General features: G+C 66.7%; 15 protein-coding genes and 1 pseudogene. 13 read left to right on the top strand and 3 right to left on the bottom strand.

Going from position 1 to position 16,821, the window contains the following annotated elements:
- Positions 1–36: 36 nt before the first annotated feature.
- From ACFSCT_RS11730 to lptF, 3 genes are read right to left on the bottom strand one after another with little or no spacing between them, the layout of a single operon-like run.
- Positions 37–2,364: an LPS-assembly protein LptD gene (locus ACFSCT_RS11730; protein ID WP_379142966.1), complete on the bottom strand. Its 2,328-nt coding sequence runs from the start codon at positions 2,362–2,364 to the stop codon at positions 37–39.
- Positions 2,361–3,554 carry an LPS export ABC transporter permease LptG gene (gene lptG / locus ACFSCT_RS11725; protein WP_379142964.1) on the bottom strand — a complete coding sequence of 398 codons (1,194 nt, stop codon included), beginning with the start codon at positions 3,552–3,554 and terminating at the stop codon, positions 2,361–2,363. Before lptG ends, ACFSCT_RS11730 begins: the two co-directional genes overlap by 4 nt.
- A complete protein-coding gene (gene lptF, locus ACFSCT_RS11720) occupies positions 3,551–4,711 on the bottom strand; it encodes an LPS export ABC transporter permease LptF (protein WP_379143011.1) in 1,161 nt (386 codons plus the stop codon). Before lptF ends, lptG begins: the two co-directional genes overlap by 4 nt.
- Positions 4,712–4,853: 142 nt before the next feature.
- Here lptF and ACFSCT_RS11715 point away from each other — a divergent pair, with 142 nt between their 5' ends.
- The 13 genes and pseudogenes from ACFSCT_RS11715 to ACFSCT_RS11655 all read left to right on the top strand — a co-directional run bounded on the left by ACFSCT_RS11715 (position 4,854) and on the right by ACFSCT_RS11655 (position 16,767).
- Positions 4,854–6,530, top strand: coding sequence for a leucyl aminopeptidase (locus ACFSCT_RS11715; protein WP_379142963.1), 1,677 nt, complete (start codon positions 4,854–4,856; stop codon positions 6,528–6,530).
- A gap of 1 nt (position 6,531) precedes the next feature.
- Entirely contained in the window at positions 6,532–7,005 is a 474-nt protein-coding gene (locus ACFSCT_RS11710; RefSeq protein WP_379142961.1) for a DNA polymerase III subunit chi, read from the top strand.
- Between the two features lie 13 nt (positions 7,006–7,018).
- Positions 7,019–7,231, top strand: a pseudogene (locus tag ACFSCT_RS11705) (DNA polymerase III subunit chi); the annotation flags it as partial.
- 180 nt (positions 7,232–7,411) lie between these two features.
- Entirely contained in the window at positions 7,412–8,383 is a 972-nt protein-coding gene (locus tag ACFSCT_RS11700; protein WP_379142959.1) for an NAD-dependent epimerase/dehydratase family protein, read from the top strand.
- 109 nt (positions 8,384–8,492) lie between these two features.
- Positions 8,493–9,755 carry a beta-ketoacyl-ACP synthase II gene (fabF, locus tag ACFSCT_RS11695; RefSeq protein WP_379142957.1) on the top strand — a complete coding sequence of 421 codons (1,263 nt, stop codon included), beginning with the start codon at positions 8,493–8,495 and terminating at the stop codon, positions 9,753–9,755.
- Positions 9,752–10,939: an endolytic transglycosylase MltG gene (gene mltG / locus ACFSCT_RS11690; protein ID WP_379142956.1), complete on the top strand. Its 1,188-nt coding sequence runs from the start codon at positions 9,752–9,754 to the stop codon at positions 10,937–10,939. Before fabF ends, mltG begins: the two co-directional genes overlap by 4 nt.
- A gap of 74 nt (positions 10,940–11,013) precedes the next feature.
- The gene (locus ACFSCT_RS11685) at positions 11,014–11,526 is read left to right on the top strand and encodes a hypothetical protein (protein ID WP_379142954.1); all 513 of its coding nucleotides are present in this window, start codon (positions 11,014–11,016) and stop codon (positions 11,524–11,526) included.
- A gap of 288 nt (positions 11,527–11,814) precedes the next feature.
- Positions 11,815–12,174, top strand: coding sequence for a permease (locus ACFSCT_RS11680; protein ID WP_379142952.1), 360 nt, complete (start codon positions 11,815–11,817; stop codon positions 12,172–12,174).
- On the top strand, positions 12,074–13,465 hold the full coding sequence (locus ACFSCT_RS11675; RefSeq protein WP_379143009.1) for a DNA-packaging protein: 1,392 nt from the start codon (positions 12,074–12,076) through the stop codon (positions 13,463–13,465). The genes ACFSCT_RS11680 and ACFSCT_RS11675 overlap by 101 nt, the downstream gene beginning before the upstream one ends.
- Before the next feature lie 85 nt (positions 13,466–13,550).
- On the top strand, positions 13,551–14,738 hold the full coding sequence (locus ACFSCT_RS11670) for a phage portal protein (protein ID WP_379142950.1): 1,188 nt from the start codon (positions 13,551–13,553) through the stop codon (positions 14,736–14,738).
- Between the two features lie 4 nt (positions 14,739–14,742).
- Positions 14,743–14,979 (top strand): GTA head formation protein, RCAP_rcc01685 family, encoded by a 237-nt coding sequence (locus ACFSCT_RS11665; RefSeq protein WP_379142948.1) that lies wholly within the window; start codon positions 14,743–14,745, stop codon positions 14,977–14,979.
- A 2-nt stretch (positions 14,980–14,981) separates the two neighbouring features.
- On the top strand, positions 14,982–15,521 hold the full coding sequence (locus tag ACFSCT_RS11660) for an HK97 family phage prohead protease (protein WP_379142946.1): 540 nt from the start codon (positions 14,982–14,984) through the stop codon (positions 15,519–15,521).
- A 76-nt stretch (positions 15,522–15,597) separates the two neighbouring features.
- On the top strand, positions 15,598–16,767 hold the full coding sequence (locus ACFSCT_RS11655) for a phage major capsid protein (RefSeq protein ID WP_379142944.1): 1,170 nt from the start codon (positions 15,598–15,600) through the stop codon (positions 16,765–16,767).
- Positions 16,768–16,821: the final 54 nt, after the last annotated feature.

Raw genomic sequence — 16,821 nt, 5'->3', positions numbered from 1 at the left:
TGTTCTTCCGATCCGCATCGCGCGTTTGAGCTGACCTTACCTGACACATGTACGCCGCGCCACCTTTCCCGAACGCGAGGGCTGGCGCCCGAAGCCGTTCAATTGCACCGAAAGCCCGAAATTGGTTTCCGGCCGCACGCTGTCCGAGGATGTGAAGCGGCGCGACACCGCCATGTCCATCGTCACACATTCGTTGCTGTATTGCACGCCAAGCGCGGCGCGCTGCGCCCGGTCGGCGGTGAAGTCATAGCGGGTCGAGGCCGTCGCCCACCAGCCGTCCTTGACCTGCCAGCCGGAATCGATGGTCAGTTCGGACACGTCAACCTGGCGCGAGATGTCGCTGGACGAGTCGATCCAAAGATAGCCGGCCGAGACCTGCAACCCCGGCTTCAGCCAGCCCAGCCGCAATTCGTTGCGGCGCAGGTTCAGCGCATCGTCCAGCAGCGCGCGATTCGAGATGCTGAGCCCGTCGTTGTTCTGGAAATGCGTCGCCAGCAACCAGTCCGAGCGCCTCCCGCCCAGCGGCGTTCCGGGCGCGAAACCGTCGGCGACCTCTTCGCGGAACACCCGGCCCGCAGTCACGCCAAGCGACCAGCCGGTCGGGTCCAGCCGGGTCCAGGTGACGCCGACATTCGCCCGCAACCCGCCCTCGCGCCGGTCGCGGCCGGGGAAACGGGACAGGCTGAACAGATTGCCCTCGTCGAATTCCAGAAGCGTGCTGTCCTCGTTCGGCAGTTTGCTGCTGTTGTGTTCGGGCGACCAGACCACCTGCATCACCGGCTCGATCACATGGGTGGCGCTGCCGGCGGATTTGACCAGCGGCCAGCGCAGTTCGGCGGCGACCACCGGATCAAGCCGGCTGACCCAGGGGTCATAGGCGTCGTCCTGCCCGATGCTGTAAAGATCGGCGCCGAGTTCGGTCTGGACCGCGCCGACCAGCCCGCCCGGCAGGATCTCGGACCGGCGCCAGTCCAGCGTGACCGAGTTGCGAAACACATCGCGGCCGATTTCGTTCTGCCCCGAGGGGCGGCGGTGGCCGTGGGTTTCGAATGTCACGCCGCCCTCGCCCCCGATCCACGCGGGTCGAAACCGGCGCTGCCACATGGCTTCGGCGACCTGACCGGGTTGGGTGCTGTCGGTCTCATCCTCGCGCAGGGTGCGATAGATGCCGGCCCGGCCGACGATCCATTCGTCGCGGCGCACCCGCTCGATGGTGACGCCCGACCACAGCCGGTCGGCGTCGGTCACGTCGTAATCCAGCAGATAGCCCCGGTCGCTGGTAGTCTGGACCTGAAAGCCAAAGTTGAAATCGCCCGGCAGCAGGAACTTGCCGGCGCCGAACAGATAGCCGCGGGTGGCGTCGGGGCGGATGTCGTCGCGGCTGACCGCGCCCTGCCACTCCATCGCGCCGTTCCAGAACGCCTGACGATAGCGTGCCGCCAGCGTCGCGGTGCGGTTGAAGGCCAGATAGGGCGTCAGCGTCAGGTCGGCATGATCGCCAAGGGTGATGAAATAGGGCAGCTTGACCCCCGCGCCCAGACCCGAGGTGGTGCGGAACTGCGGGCGCAGAAAGCCGGTCGCGCGATCGACCGAGGGGCCGGGTGCGGACAGGTAGGGCAGCGCGAAAACCGTCTGGCCCATGACCCGGAACTGGGGCTGATCGAACATCAGCCGGTCGGTATCGGCGTCATGGGTGATCTGGCGGGCACGGATTTCCCACAGCGGCACCGGATTGCTGGCGCAGACCTGACAGCTTGAGGCGACGACACGGCGCAGCGTCGTGATCCGGCCGCCTTCGGACCGGGTCGCCTGTTCCGCCGCGACCTGCATCTCGCGGCCCAGAACCAGACGCGCGCCTTTCAGGATGCCGTCGGTCAGCTCGGATTCAAGCTGGGCGCTGTCGGCGATCAGGATGGTTTCCTCGGGGGTGCCGGCGCGGGCCGGCTGGGTCAGATGGATCGGCCCCTCGATGGTCAGCCGGTCGGTCGTGCCGTCATAGGTGATGGCCGAGGCGACCAGCCGCACGCCCTGATGCCAGACCACGACCCCGCCCGATGCGCGAAGCTGGTTGTCGCCATAGACCTCGACGTTATCGGCCAGCAGGGTGGCGGCCTGGGTGGTGTCGACGGGGGGCTGCGGCGCGCGCCGGACCGGGGGCGCGCTGCGGGTGATGCTGGGCACCGATATGGTGCTGGTTCCGTCGGAAACCGGCGTGCTGGTGTCATCGGGGGATTCCGTCGGCGCCAGCGCCGGGCCGTCGGCGGCGTTCTGCGCCGCCGCGGCCCCGGGCATCGTGGCGACCGCGCCCGTCGACAGCGCCATAAGCAAAGCCGCGAGGCTTATGGAAAAAGGCGTCCGGTTCATCCATCCTCCAGCGTCAGGATCGCCCCCAACGCGAACAGCAATGCGGCCAAAGGCGGCGCCCAGGCGGCCAATAGGGCGGGGACCTGGGCGTTGTTGCCCAGAACCTGCGCGAGATTGCGCAAAAAGAAAAGCGCCACGCCGGCGGCAAGCGCGCCCAGCACCAGAAGCCCGGTCCGGCGGCCGCGTGAATGGCGCATGGTGAAGGCGGCGGCGATCACCACCATGGCCGCCATCAGAAGCGGGCGCGCCAGTTCCATCTGGAACCAGACCCGATGACGCTGGGCCGAGAAACCGGCGCTTTCCAGCCCCCGGATAAAGGCGGGCAATTGCCAGATCTGGACCGAATCGGGCTGACCGAACCCGTCGCGGATCCGCTCGGCGGTCAGGTCGGTCGGCAGGGACAGCTCGCCCCGCGTCGTTGCGGTCGCCTCGGGGTTGGCGGCGTCCAGACGCCATTCCTTCGTATCGGTCAGTTGCCAGGCGTTGGGCGTCAGCCGGGCTTCGGCGGCCTCGATCCGGCGGGTGGGGCCGACGCCGGGTGAAAAGATCGTGAAGCTGGCGTCGTAAAGCGTGGTCGCGTCGGTGCTGGCGCGGCCGGCGCGGATCACCACCTGCCCGGTTTCGCCGCTGGTCGCCTGCGCCGCGGTCTGCGCGGCGGCGGTCGCCGCAGCCGCAGCGCTGGCGGTGCTGGATCCGCCGGCCGGGACCGTTACCGGCTGGGCGAGGCTTTGGCGCAGCCAGACCGCCTCGTCGCCGACCGAGACGGTTTGCGTCCCGCCCTGGCTGATCGCGGTCACCACCGCGTCGCGATGGCGGATGGTCGCGGCGACAAAGGGGTTCAGCACCGCGACCGCGATCACGCCCAGCAGAAAGGCGGTGACCGCCGGCGCCGCCAGCGCCCGCAGCGCCGAGCGGCCCGAGGCGCGGATCGCGACCAGTTCGGAACTGCGCGCCAGCGCCAGAAACAGCGCCACCCCCGACAGAAGCGTGACCAGCGGCAGAATCTCGTAAAAACTGCCGGCGATGGTCAGGGCGGCCAGCCGCGCGGCGCCGCCAAGACCGACGCCGCGGCCGCCGAAGCGGCGGATCTCCTCGACCATGTCGATCAGGAAAAGGATCGCCAGAAACACCCCCGCGATCAGCAGGAACATGCGCAGAAAGCGGCGTGCGACGTAACGCGACAGGATCATGCCGTCGCCCCCTGCCGGTCAGGGCCGGACGGCGCCTGTCTGTCCTTCTTCCTGCGCCCCGGGCCGCGTGCCGCCCACCACAGCGCCAGCGCCGCGATCACCGCCCCCGAAAGCGGCGCGATATACAAAAGCGGCCAGCGCCCCGGCGCGGCGGCGACCTGTTGGGCGGCGGCGTTCGACATCAGTTGCACCGCGATCAGCGCCACGATCGCCGCCGCCACCTGACGCCAGACGCCGAACCGGCTGTAGCCGCCGATCAACAGCATCGCAAAGCCCAGCATCGCCCCGACCGGCGCCAGCAGCGGCTGGGACAGACGCGCATGCGCCTCGGCCATGGCCTGCGGGGCGGTGGCGCCGGTGGCCTCCAGCATCTGCGGATCGCCCCGCAGCAGCGCAGGCGTGCCGTATTCGCGCAGATCGCGCCCCTTGCGCCCGCTTGAGCCGATCATCGAGGCGATGTCATAGGTCAGATCCTCGAACCGGGTCACCGACAGGCGCGGCCCGTTCGCATCGGTGACCATCTCTTGGCGCATGCCGTCGATCATGATCAGCTTCGGCCCGGCATCGGCCCGGACGATCAGCGCGCGCCGGGCGGTATAGGTGATCTCGACGCCGGGGTCGCGGGCTTCTTCCAGAAAGACGTCGTTCAATTCACCCGTATCGGCGATCTGGCGGATGAACAGCGTGACGCCCGGCGCGGGATATTGGAACACGCCGCCGCGGAGGAAGCGGGCGGTCACGTTTTCGGCAACCTCGGCCTGACGGTCGGCAAGGCGCGCCCGCGCCATCGGCACCAGCCCGTTCAGCAGAACCGCCACCATGACCGAGACGATCAGCCCGAACACCAGCACCGGCCGCGCCAGCCGCCACGGCGACAGCCCCGCCGCCTGCATCGCCGTCAGCTCGGATTCGCCGGACAGCCGGTTGGTGCCATAGGCCGAGGCCGCGAAAGCCGCCACCGGCAGCACGATGGCGATCACATAGGGCAGGGTAAGCAGGGTGAATTCCAGCACCACCAGCGCGGTCTGGCCGTCCGACAAAAGCTGTTCGAACAGGCGCACGGCCTGATTGATCCAATAGACCGCGACCAGCACCAGCGCGAAAAACCCGAACAGGTTCATCAGCAGCGACAAGATGTATCGGTCTATGCGCAGCACGGTCGGGTGCATTCCTTGTTCCGAGTGGTGCATGATTAGCCCGACCGGACCCCCGAAGAAAGGGAAGAAAGGGGGGAGTGGTGCTTGCCCGGGATGGGGGATAGATTTTGGCAACAGAACAATCAGCCTCAAGGACATGCCGATGACCGAAATCCCGCAAATCCACCTTGCCCAGACCCGGACCGAGGGGCTTTCGACCCGCAAGGGCAGGATCGCGATCGTGATGCCGCCGGGTGGCGGCGGGGCGTTGCCGGTCAAGGGGTTGGGGCGCGGGGTGCGGCAGATCGTTGCGCGGGCGCGGGCCTCGGACAAGTGGAAATCCATCAAGCCGGGCGGCGTGATCGAGATCGCATTCCCGGGCGGAATCGCGGCGGATTCGCTGCTGCTGGTCGCGCTGCCCCGGCGCGCGACGGTGGCCGAGGCGCGCAAGGCCGGCGCCGCGATAGGCGCCCGGCTGGGCGGGGTCGATACGCTGGTGCTGGCGGGAAGCCATGCCCGCGCCGATGAGATGGCGCTGGGCATCGCGCTGCGCGCCTATGCCTTCGACGCCTACAAGACCAAATCCAAAGGCGAGGCCGGGACCGATCAGGATGGCGCGGCGGCGGGCGATGCGGCGGGTGACGCGGTTGCGGCCCGCGCGCCGCGCGGCGTGTCCCGCACCGGCGCCGGGGCCGATGCCCGGCTGAGCGATGGCGCCGCGACCTCGGCGCCGGAACCCGACGCGGCGGATACCGATGTGGCGGATACCGATGTGGATGCGGAAAAGGCCGCGGCGGGGCGCGCGCGCCTGACGCTTATGGTCGACGACCCCGAGAAGCTCGCGAAATCCGTCGCCAGCAATGCCGCCCTTGCCGAAGGCGTCTTTTTCACCCGCGATCTGGTCAACGAGCCGGCGAACGTCCTGACCACCAGCGATTTCGCCGACCGGCTGAAGGCGATGGAGACGCTGGGGCTGGAGGTCGAGGTTCTGGAAGAGGACGCGCTTGCCAAACTGGGAATGCTGGCGCTTCTGGGCGTCGGACAGGGCAGCGAAAGCCCCTCGAAAGTGGTGGTGATGCGCTGGAACGGCGGCGAAAAGGGCGGCCGGCCGCTTGCGTTGGTCGGCAAGGGCGTGGTGTTCGACACCGGCGGGATTTCGATCAAGCCGGCCGCCGGCATGGAGGAAATGACCATGGACATGGGCGGCGCGGGCGTTGTTGCGGGGGTCATGCGCACGCTGGCGCTGCGCCGTGCGCCGGCCAATGTAGTGGGGCTGGTCGGGCTGGTTGAGAACATGCCCGACGGCCGTGCCCAACGCCCGGGCGACATCGTGCGCTCGATGAAGGGCGACACGATTGAGGTGGTCAACACCGACGCCGAGGGGCGGCTGGTGCTGGCCGATGTGCTTTGGTACGCGCAACAGACCTATGATCCGACGGCGATCATCGACCTTGCGACCCTGACCGGCGCGGTGATCATTGCGCTCGGCCACGAGAATGCGGGGGTGTTTTCGAACGACGACGCCTTGGCGAACGGGCTGCTGAAAGCGGCCGAGGCCGAAGGCGAAGGCGCGTGGCGGCTGCCGCTGGGCCCGGCCTATGACGAGTTGATCAACTGCCGCCTTGCCGATGTGAAGAACACCGGCGGCAGGCCCGCGGGCTCGATCACCGCGGCGCAGTTCCTGCAACGTTTCATCCGCAAGGATCAGCCGTGGGTGCATATCGACATCGCCGGCGTGGCGCTGCCGCCCGGTGAAACCACGCTGGCGCCCAGAGGCGCGAGCGGCTGGGGGGTGATGACGCTTGACCGGCTGATCCGCGACCGGTTCGAGAAAGGCTGACATGGGCGCGGCGCTTTTTTATCACCTGACCCGCTCGGCCCCCGAACAATTGCTGTTGCAGCTTATCGGGAAATCGCGCGACGCGGGTTGGCGGGTGGAATTGCGCAGCCCCGACCGGCCGCGTGCCGAGACGCTTGACCAGCGCCTTTGGACCGCGGCCGAGTTCCTGCCGCACGGGCTGTCGGGCGGCCCGCATGACGCGATGCAGCCGGTCCTGCTGACGACGGCGGGGACCGGCGCCGATGACGGGGCAGGCGCTGCTGCCGCCAATCAGCCGCAATGCCTGATCACGCTGGACGGCGCGGGCATCGCCCCGTCCGAGGCAGCGGGGTTGGAGCGGATCTGCATTCTTTTCGACGGCAACGATCCCGCCGCGGTCGAGCATGCGCGCGGCCAGTGGCGGGCGCTGACCGGGGCGGGCGTGGCGGCGGAATACTGGTCCGAGGCGGACGGGCGCTGGCAGAAAAAGCCCTGAGCGGGTAACCACCGCCGCCAATCAGCCGCAATGCCTGATCACGCTGGACGGTGCGGGTGTCACGCCGTCCGAGGCATCGGGGTTGGAGCGGATCTGCATTCTTTTCGACGGCAACGATCCCTCGGCGGTCGAACACGCGCGCGGCCAGTGGCGGGCGCTGACCGGGGCGGGCGTGGCGGCGGAATACTGGTCCGAGGCGGACGGGCGCTGGGAGAAAAAGGCCTGAGCGGGCAACCGCCGCCGGCGCCGGCGCGGGAAAAGCGGCCGGTTTGACGGGGCCCGTGCAACCGGATGCAACCGGATGGGGGGCGCCGGGCCGGTCTCGGCGCTGGAAATCCCGGAACGGCGTGTTACAAGGCCGAAAACGGGGGCTCGGAACAAGGGCCCGGCAATACAAGGGGCGCCGATGGCGCATTGGCTTATCACCGGCGGCGCGGGGTTTATCGGCAGCCATCTTGCCCGGCGGCTGGCGGCGCTGGGGCACGATGTCGTGGTGCTGGACAATCTTGCCCAAGGCCGCGCGGAAAACCTGAACGGCATCCCGCATCGGCTGGTGCGGGGCAGTATCGGCGACCCCGCGATCCTTGCCGAACTGGTCGCCGATGCGGCCGGCATCTATCATCTGGCGGCGCGGGTCTCGGTCCAGGATTGCATCGCCAATCTGATGGCGGGGCATGCCGATAACGTGATCGGGTCGCTGAATGTCCTGCAGGCCGCGGTCGCGGCGGGGCGGCTGCCGGTCGTCTACGCCTCATCGGCGGCGGTCTATGGCGATACCGGGCCGCACGCCTCGACCGAGACCATGCAGGAGCGGCCGATCTCGCCCTATGGCGCCGACAAGCTGGCGGTCGAGCATCATGCCCATGCATTCGGGCTGATTCACGGCTTGCCGACGCTGGGGCTGCGGTTCTTCAACGTCTATGGCAGCGGGCAGCGGCCGGATTCGGCCTATGCGGGCGTCATCCCGCGCTTTGTCGACAACGCCCGCGCCGGACGGCCCCACACGGTTTTCGGCGACGGTCAGCAATCGCGCGATTTTGTGCATGTCGACGATATCGTCACTGCCATGATCACAGGGATGGAGCGCATGCAGGGCCGCCAGACGCCCGAAGCGTGGCTGGGCGGCTTTTGCAACGTCTGCACCGGCATTCCGACCTCGCTGATCGAGCTTGCGGCGGCGGTCGACCGGGTGATCGGCGCGGTGCCGCAACCGCTGGATTTCCAGCCGGCGCGCAAGGGCGATATCCATTATTCGGCCGGCGACCCGGCAAAGATGCAGGCCCTTCTGGGCTTCAAGCCCGGCGTGGCGCTGGATCAGGGGTTGGCGGAAATGCTGAAACCCGGGCCCGGCTGTCGCGGGAACGTGACATCGCCTTGATACCCCCCGCATCCGGCCGTCAGCGCGGCGCGCCCCCCGGGCGGCGTGGCGTTGCACGGGGCGCTGGGCGCGTGTATCAGATCGGCCTATGTAATGGGAAAGGGCCGCGATGCGCAGAGTAGTAGTTACCGGGCTGGGAATGGTCACGCCGCTGGCTTGCGGGGTCGAGGAAACCTGGTCGCGCCTGCTTGAAGGCAAATCCGGCGCCGGGCGGATCACCCGCTTCGACCCGGAAAACGTGGTGACGAAATACGCCTGCGAGATCCCTTTCGGCGACGGCAGCGACGGCACCTTTAACCCTGACGACTGGATGGAACCAAAGGACCGGCGCAAGGTCGATGATTTCATCCTTTATGGTATGGCGGCCGCCGTGCAGGCGGTGCGGGACAGCGGCTGGGAGCCGAAAACCGAAGAGGATCACGAGCGGACCGGGGTCATGATCGGATCCGGCATCGGCGGGCTGACCAGCATCGCCGACACCGCCGTGCTGATCAAGGAACGCGGCCCGCGCCGGGTGTCGCCCTTCTTCATCCCCGGCGCGCTGATCAACCTGATCTCGGGTCAGGTCAGCATCCGCTTTGGTTTCAAGGGGCCGAACCATGCGGTCGTCACGGCATGTTCGACCGGAGCCCATGCGATCGGAGACGCCGCGCGGATGATCGCGCTGGGCGACGCCGATGTGATGGTTGCCGGCGGCGCCGAGGCGCCGATCAGCGAAATCGGCATCGCCGGCTTCAACGCCTGCAAGGCGCTGTCGACCAAGCGCGAGGATGATCCGACCGCCGCCAGCCGGCCATGGGACGAGGATCGCGACGGTTTTGTCATGGGCGAGGGCGCCGGCGTCGTCGTGCTGGAGGAATATGAACACGCCAAGGCGCGGGGCGCAAAGATCTATGCCGAGGTGCTGGGCTATGGCATGTCGGGCGACGCCTATCACATCACCGCGCCAAGCGAGGACGGCGACGGCGGCTTCCGGGCCATGTGCAACGCGCTGAACCGGGCGGGGCTGCAACCGGGGGACGTCGATTACATCAACGCCCATGGCACCAGCACCATGGCCGACACCATCGAACTGGGTGCGGTCGAACGTCTGCTGGGCGCGGATGCGAAGAATGTGACCATGTCCTCGACCAAATCGGCCACGGGGCATCTTTTGGGCGCGGCCGGGGCGATCGAGGCGATCTTCTCGATCCTGGCCATCCGCGACCAGATCGCGCCGCCAACCATCAATCTTGACAACCCGGCGGTGAAAACGCCGGTCGATCTGGCCGCGAATGCCGCCGTGAGGCGCAAGATCGACGTCGCGCTGTCGAACAGCTTCGGTTTTGGCGGCACCAACGCCTCGCTGGTTCTGGGTAAGGTGCGCGCATGATCTGGCGCCATATCGCATCGAATTTTCTGACCCTGCTGATCGTGATCCTGATCGTCGTGGCGGGCACGATCGCCTGGGCGCGGCACCAATATGTGGCGCCCGGACCCAGCACTCGGGCCGAATGCGTACGGGTGCCGCAAAACGGACGGCTGAGCGATGTGTCGAAGCAGTTGGGCGAACAGGGGGTGATCAGCTCGCCCTATATCTTCCGGGCCGGCGCCGATTACGAGGGCAAATCCGGGCAGTTGAAATACGGCTCGTTCCTGGTTCCGCCGCAGGCCAGCATGTCCGATATCGTCGCCGCGATCACCAAGGGCGGCAACTCGACCTGCGGGACCGAGGTGGTTTATCGCGTCGGCGTGCGTGAAAACGCGGTCGCCCTGCGCGAGATCAACCCGGACAACGCGCATTACGAGGATGTCGCCCGCTATAACCCGCAGACCGAGGCCCAGCCCGAGCGGATTCAGGCCGCGCTGGAAGGGCCGGACACGCGGCTGCGACTGACCGTGGCCGAGGGTACGACGGTGTGGCAGGTCGCGCAGGTGCTGCGCAACATTCCGTTCCTGAAAGGCGATCCGGGCAAATTGCCGCCGGAAGGCGCGCTTGCGCCCGACACCTATGACCTGACGCGGGATCAGGAACGCAGCGCGATCCTTGGCACCATGGCCAGCCGCCAGACCGATATCCTGAACGCCGCGTGGGAAGGCCGCGCCGAGGGGCTGCCCTATGCTTCGCCCCAAGAGGCGCTGATCATGGCCTCGATCGTCGAGAAGGAAACCGGCATCCCCGACGAACGCCGCCGGGTGGCCAGCGTTTTCGTGAACCGGCTGGAGCAGGGGATGAAGCTGCAAACCGACCCGACGGTGATTTACGGCGTGACCAAGGGGCAGGGGGTTCTGGACCGTGGGTTGCGGGCGTCGGAACTGCGCACCCGCACGCCCTACAACACCTATGTCATCGAGGGTCTGCCGCCGACCCCGATCGCTAACCCCGGCCGCGAAGCGATCGACGCGACCATGCATCCCGACACCACCGAATATCTGTTCTTCGTCGCCGACGGCTCGGGCGGCCATGCTTTCGCCACCACGCTGGAGGAGCATAACGCCAATGTCGCCCGCTGGCGCGAGACCGAGCGGCAGAACAATCAACGGAACGGGGTTCAGGGCGTCCAGACCGGCGGCTGAGGGTCGCGGCACCGGCTTCAACCGGCCATTGATGTGAAATCATTGGGTTTACTGGAACCCATTCCGGTGATCGAATGTTAATCAACGTCAGCCGCCGACCGGAAGCTGGTGTCTTTGAAGTTGGTGTCTTTACTGGGGGAATGTCGATGAAGTTGTCCGATATGTTCGCAAGCCTGGCCCGCAACGCGCAGAGCTTTGAAAAGAAGGTCGCGCAATGGCAGGAAGATCTGAGCGACCGCAGCGATGAGTTGATGGCCAGCGCCAAGCAATGGCGCGAATCGGCCGAGCAGCGGCAGAAGGATCTGGATCAGCAGATCAAAGGCTATTTCGACGATGCCAGCGAGCAGGTGAAGGCGCAGTGGGCAAAGTCCAAGGCCGACTGGGACAAGGACGTTGACCGCATCAAGGCCAAGGCCGAAGAAATGCGCGTCGCCGCCAAGGACATGCACGAAGAAGACGTGGCCGACTGGTCCGAAGCCTATGCCGCCAATATGGTGGCCTATGCCCAGCAGGCGCAGGAAGAGGCCAGCAAGGCCGTTGCCGCGGCCGCCGAGGCGCGGGCAAAGGCCGACTCGAAAAAAGCCTGACGGCGACAGAATCGGGGCTCTCACACCCGTTAAGGTTGAGCTTAATCACCGATCCGGGGCAGTGTTGCGTTATGCGCGCTGCCCCTGTTGCATTTCGTAAGGCTCTGAATAAGCAGGGTTAATTTTCGGTATGGGTGGCAACCTGGGGTTTCACGATTGACTCACCGAACGCCCTAAGGTAGAAAACACCCATGCTGGGAGAAGTGGGCGAGGCGGTCGGGTAGCACCCTGCCGCTTTTTCCGTTTCTGGCTCGTGCGGACAGGCACACGAGACAGGTTTACCGACATATGAGCATAAACGTGACCCTGGGGGATTTGACCCAGGCCGGTCCGCATGGCGCGACCGAGGGACAGACTTCCGGCGATATTCTGGATATCGCCGGCGGATTGCTGAAATCCTACGCCGAGGATCTGGAACGCCTGCGGCTGCGGATTCAGGCCGGAGAAACCGACGAGTTGAAAGAATCAAGACAGCTGGTCCGCGACCTTCGGGCCGCGACCCAGCTTGTGCTTGAGGAAAGGAACAAGGTTGACAAACTTCGCAAGAATGTCGCCGGAGAAATCGGTGCAGGCGCACTCGACCTTGACGCGGCACGAGACGAGATCGGGCGCCGCCTGGCTTGCCTCCGCCGAGCCGGAACAGCTTGACGCCTTTCTGGGCGGGCTGTCCGACAACGCTTTGGTCAGTTTACCGTGGTTGTTCGAGTTCTGGGCCCTGCCGCATCAGTTGCCGCCGGACGGCGACTGGAAGACATGGGTCATCATGGGTGGACGCGGCGCGGGCAAAACGCGCGCCGGGTCCGAATGGGTGCGGTCGATGGTTGAGGGGGCGACCGCACCCGCACCGGGTCGGGCGAGCCGGTTGGCGCTGGTCGCGGAAACCTATGATCAGGCCCGCGAGGTCATGATCTTTGGCGACAGCGGCATTCTAGCCTGTTCGCCCCCCGATCGCCGCCCCGTCTGGGAAGCGACGCGGCGGCGGCTGGTCTGGCCGAACGGGGCGACGGCGCAGGTGTTCTCGGCCAATGATCCCGAGGCGCTGCGCGGGCCGCAATTCGACGCGGCCTGGGTCGACGAGTTGGCCAAGTGGAAAAAGGCCGAAGAAACCTGGGACATGCTGCAGTTCGCGCTGCGGCTGGGCCGGAACCCGCAGCAGGTGGTCACCACCACGCCGCGCAATGTGGCGGTGCTGAAGGCGGTGCTTGGCAACCCGTCGACGGTGACCACCCACGCCCCGACCGACGCCAACCGGGCATATCTTGCAGAAAGTTTCCTGACCGAAGTCCAGACCCGTTACGCAGGTACGCAGCTGGGCCGGCAGGAGCTTGAGGGCGTGCTTCTGGACGATGTCGAGGGCGCGCTTTGGAGCACGGCGATGCTGGAGGGCGCGCGGGTCGAGCATCCGCCCGAACTGTCGCGCGTGGTCGTGGCGGTCGACCCCGCGGTATCGTCCGGCCGGGCGTCGGACGAATGCGGCATCGTCGTCGCCGGCGTGGTCAGCGAGGGGCCGCCCTCGGACTGGCGGGCTTATGTGCTGGAGGATGCCAGCATCAAGGGCTCACCCGTCGAGTGGGCGCGGGCCGCGATCGCCGCGATGGAAAGACATGGCGCCGAACGTCTGGTGGCCGAGGTCAACCAGGGCGGCGATCTGGTCGAAAGCGTGATCCGGCAGGTCGATCCGATCGTTCCGTTCCGCGCATTGCGGGCCGGGCGCGGCAAGGGGCTGCGGGCCGAGCCGGTCGCGGCGCTGTATGAACAGGGCCGGGTCCGGCATCTGCGCGGGCTGGGCCGGCTGGAGGACCAGATGTGCCGCATGACCGTGCGGGGTTATGAGGGGCAGGGCAGCCCCGACCGGCTGGACGCGCTGGTCTGGGCGATACATGAGTTGATGATCGAGCCCGGCGCGGGCTGGCGCCGACCGCAGGTCCGCAGCCTTTAGCGGACTGGACTGAACGAAAACAAGAACGGGGCCGGGCGAAACAACGCTCCGGCCCTTTTCTTTACTTGCATCAAGGAGTTGCCGGATGGGTTTGAGGATTTTCGGGCGCCGGGGCCAAACCGTGCCGGCCCCCGCGGAACAAAAGGCCAGCGCCGCCGGACGCGTGGCGGCGCTGGCCTATGGCAGTGGCCGGGCGGTGTGGTCGCCGCGCGACGTATCGAGCCTGACACGGGCCGGTTTCATCGCCAACCCGGTCGGGTTCCGCGCCGTCCGGCTGATCGCCGAAGCGGCGGCGGCGGTGCCGGTCATCTGTCAGGATCACGCGCGGCGCTTTGACACCCATCCGGTGATCGAGCTGCTGCGGCGTCCGAACGTGATGGTCGGCAAGGCCGAGTTGTTCGAGGCCCTTTATGGCCAGATCCTACTGACCGGCGACGGCTATCTTGAGGCCGTGGGGCAGGGTCAGAAGGGGCTTCCGGGTGAGTTGCACGTGCTGCGCTCGGACCGTATGGTGATCGTGCCGGGGGATGACGGCTGGCCGGTCGCCTATGAATACAGCGTCGGCGGCCGCAAGCACCGGTTCGACATGACCGGCAGCCCGGACCCGATCTGTCACATCCGCAGCTTTCATCCGATGGACGACCATTACGGGCTGTCGCCGCTTCAGGCGGCCGGTGTGGCGGTCGATGTGCATAACGCGGCCAGCCAGTGGTCGAAGGGGCTGTTGGACAACGCCGCCCGGCCCAGCGGCGCCATCGTCTATAAGGGCGCGGACGGGCAGGGCCTACTGTCGCCCGAGCAATACGAACGTCTGGTCGATGAGATGGAGACCCATCATCAGGGCGCCCGCAACGCCGGGCGTCCGATGCTGCTTGAGGGCGGGCTCGACTGGAAACCGATGGGGTTTTCGCCGGCCGATATGGAGTTCCGCGAGACCAAGCAGGCTGCCGCGCGCGAGATCAGCATCGCCTTTGGCGTGCCGCCCATGCTGATGGGTATTCCGGGCGACGCGACCTATGCCAATTACCAGGAAGCACACCGGGCGTTTTACCGGCTGACCGTCCTGCCGCTGGTCAGCCGCGTGTCGGCGGCGGTCGCGTGGTGGCTGTCCGAACATCTGGGCGCGGAGATCGACCTGAAACCCGATCTGGATCAGATCCCGGCGCTGGCCGAGGAACGCGACCAGCATTGGCGCCGGGTCAGCGAGGCGGCCTTTCTGACCGACGCGGAAAAGCGGGCCATGCTGGGCCTGCCGCCGCTGGCCGAGGGTTGAGGCCATGGATGGCGGATCGCGCTATCTGAAGGAGCCGTTCGAGGTCAACGATCACCGCTTTGAAACCCAGGAACGCATCATGTCGCTTCAATTCGGGCAGGTGGACCGCCGGCTGGAGCGGATCGAGGCGGCGGTCATCGGGCTGGAGAAACGGCTGTGGATGACGGTCTACGGGGTGGTGGCGGTCATTCTGACCCAGGCCGTTCAGTCGATTATCCAATATGCACCGAAAGGGGGCTGAGAGTGAGCAGTAACGGCTATGGACTGGAACTGAAATACGCCGGAGGGGCACCGGTGACCCTGTCGGACCAGACCGAGGTCGCGGGCTATGCCTCGGTCTTCGGGATCACCGATCAGGGTGGCGATGTGGTGATGCCGGGCGCCTACGGGGCCAGCCTGAAACGACTGGCCGAGAAAGGTGGCAAGGTCAGGATGCTGTGGCAGCACGACCCCGCGCGGCCGATCGGCATCTGGGACGAGATCCGCGAGGATGACCGGGGACTGTGGGTCAAGGGGCGTCTGCTGCCCGATGTGGCCCAAGCGCGCGAAGCCGCGGCGCTGATCGCGGCGGGCGCCATCGACGGGCTTTCGATCGGTTATCGCACCGTTTCGGCCGAGCGTGACGCCAAGGGCCGGCGGCTGCTGACCGAAGTCGAGCTGTGGGAGGTGTCGCTGGTGACCTTTCCGATGCTGCCCGACGCGAAGGTCGGCGCAAAATCCGCCGATGACCATGAGCTTGCGGCGGTTTTCGCCGCTGCCACCAGAGCGCTGCGGGCGAACTGATCGTCGGGGCGAAGCCGAGTGTAGCCGGCGCCGATCAGCGATGATCGGCGCCGCTTTTCTTTGAAAGGAGAAAGTGATGGACGACGCAACGCCGGCCGGTGGCGGTCAGCCACAGGACGTAAAGGGCGCGATTCTTGGTTTTGTAAATGAACTCAAGGATTTTCGCGCGAATATTCAGAAACAACTTCAATCGCAGGAAGAACGCATGACCATGCTGGACCGCAAAACCGCACTTCGGGGTCGCGCACCCCTTTCGACCGATGCCGCCGTCGAGGCGCCGCATCAGAAGGCCATCGGGGCCTATATCCGCTCGGGCGATGACAACGGGCTGCGCGGGCTGGGCACCGAGATCAAGGGCATGACCGTCGCGTCGGACGGTGGTTTCCTGCTGAACCCGCAACTGACCGACCGCATTCAGGGCGCGCTGGCCATTGGCGCCTCGCTGCGCCAGGTGGCCAATGTCGTTGCGATCGAAGCCTCGCGGCTGGAGCTGCTGGTTGAAACGGGCGAGATCGGTTCGGCCTGGGCCGGGGAAAGCACGGCGCCGGCCGATGCGGCGACGCCGCGTGTCGACAAGGTGACGATCGACCTGTACGAGCTGTCCGCCATGCCCAAGGCCAGCCAGCGGCTGCTGGATGATGCGGCGTTCGACGTCGAAGAATGGCTTGCCGCGAAGATCGCCGACCGTTTCGCCCGCGCCGAGGCGAATGCCTTTGTTCAGGGCGACGGTGTCGACAAGCCGCGCGGTTTCCTGAAGCATCCCATCGGCACCGTGGCCACGGCCGGGACCACCAAGATCGGCTATATCCCGACCGGCACCGACGGCGATTTCAAGGCCGGCGCCCCGGCGGACGCGCTGGTCGATCTGGTCTATTCGCTGGCCGCGAATTACCGTCAGGTCGCCAGCTTCGTCATGAACTCGAAAACCGCGGGCGCGGTGCGCAAGATGAAGGACGCGGATGGCCGTTTCCTGTGGACCGACAGCATGCAGAAAGGTGAGCCGTCGCGCCTGATGGGCTATCCGGTGCTGATCGCCGAGGACATGCCTGATATCGCCGCGGGTTCCTATTCGATCGCCTTTGGCGACTTCACCTCGGGTTACACGATCGTCGAGCGTCCCGACCTGCGTATTCTGCGTGATCCCTTCTCGGCCAAACCGCATGTGCTGTTCTATGCCAGCAAGCGTGTGGGCGGCGGTGTGACCGATGCACGGGCCATCCGCCTGCTGAAATTCTCGGCGACCTGAGTCCCGCCGGGATCGGGGGCCGCGCACGGCGTTTGCCATCCAGTTTCGCAACTG

It is taken from the genome of Paracoccus pacificus, from assembly GCF_042680785.1.
GTDB classification, from domain to species: domain Bacteria; phylum Pseudomonadota; class Alphaproteobacteria; order Rhodobacterales; family Rhodobacteraceae; genus Paracoccus; species Paracoccus pacificus.
This window is presented reverse-complemented; position numbering and strand designations above follow the sequence as displayed.

Excerpts from the sequence above, each read along its gene's own strand:
- ACFSCT_RS11730 (WP_379142966.1), bottom strand. The coding sequence starts at position 2,364 with ATGAACCGGACGCCTTTTTCCATAAGCCTCGCGGCTTTGCTTATGGCG.
- lptG (WP_379142964.1), bottom strand. The coding sequence starts at position 3,554 with ATGATCCTGTCGCGTTACGTCGCACGCCGCTTTCTGCGCATGTTCCTG.
- ACFSCT_RS11715 (WP_379142963.1), top strand. The coding sequence starts at position 4,854 with ATGACCGAAATCCCGCAAATCCACCTTGCCCAGACCCGGACCGAGGGG.
- ACFSCT_RS11710 (WP_379142961.1), top strand. The coding sequence starts at position 6,532 with ATGGGCGCGGCGCTTTTTTATCACCTGACCCGCTCGGCCCCCGAACAA.
- ACFSCT_RS11700 (WP_379142959.1), top strand. The coding sequence starts at position 7,412 with ATGGCGCATTGGCTTATCACCGGCGGCGCGGGGTTTATCGGCAGCCAT.
- fabF (WP_379142957.1), top strand. The coding sequence starts at position 8,493 with ATGCGCAGAGTAGTAGTTACCGGGCTGGGAATGGTCACGCCGCTGGCT.
- mltG (WP_379142956.1), top strand. The coding sequence starts at position 9,752 with ATGATCTGGCGCCATATCGCATCGAATTTTCTGACCCTGCTGATCGTG.
- ACFSCT_RS11685 (WP_379142954.1), top strand. The coding sequence starts at position 11,014 with ATGTTAATCAACGTCAGCCGCCGACCGGAAGCTGGTGTCTTTGAAGTT.
- ACFSCT_RS11680 (WP_379142952.1), top strand. The coding sequence starts at position 11,815 with ATGAGCATAAACGTGACCCTGGGGGATTTGACCCAGGCCGGTCCGCAT.
- ACFSCT_RS11675 (WP_379143009.1), top strand. The coding sequence starts at position 12,074 with ATGTCGCCGGAGAAATCGGTGCAGGCGCACTCGACCTTGACGCGGCAC.
- ACFSCT_RS11670 (WP_379142950.1), top strand. The coding sequence starts at position 13,551 with ATGGGTTTGAGGATTTTCGGGCGCCGGGGCCAAACCGTGCCGGCCCCC.
- ACFSCT_RS11665 (WP_379142948.1), top strand. The coding sequence starts at position 14,743 with ATGGATGGCGGATCGCGCTATCTGAAGGAGCCGTTCGAGGTCAACGAT.
- ACFSCT_RS11655 (WP_379142944.1), top strand. The coding sequence starts at position 15,598 with ATGGACGACGCAACGCCGGCCGGTGGCGGTCAGCCACAGGACGTAAAG.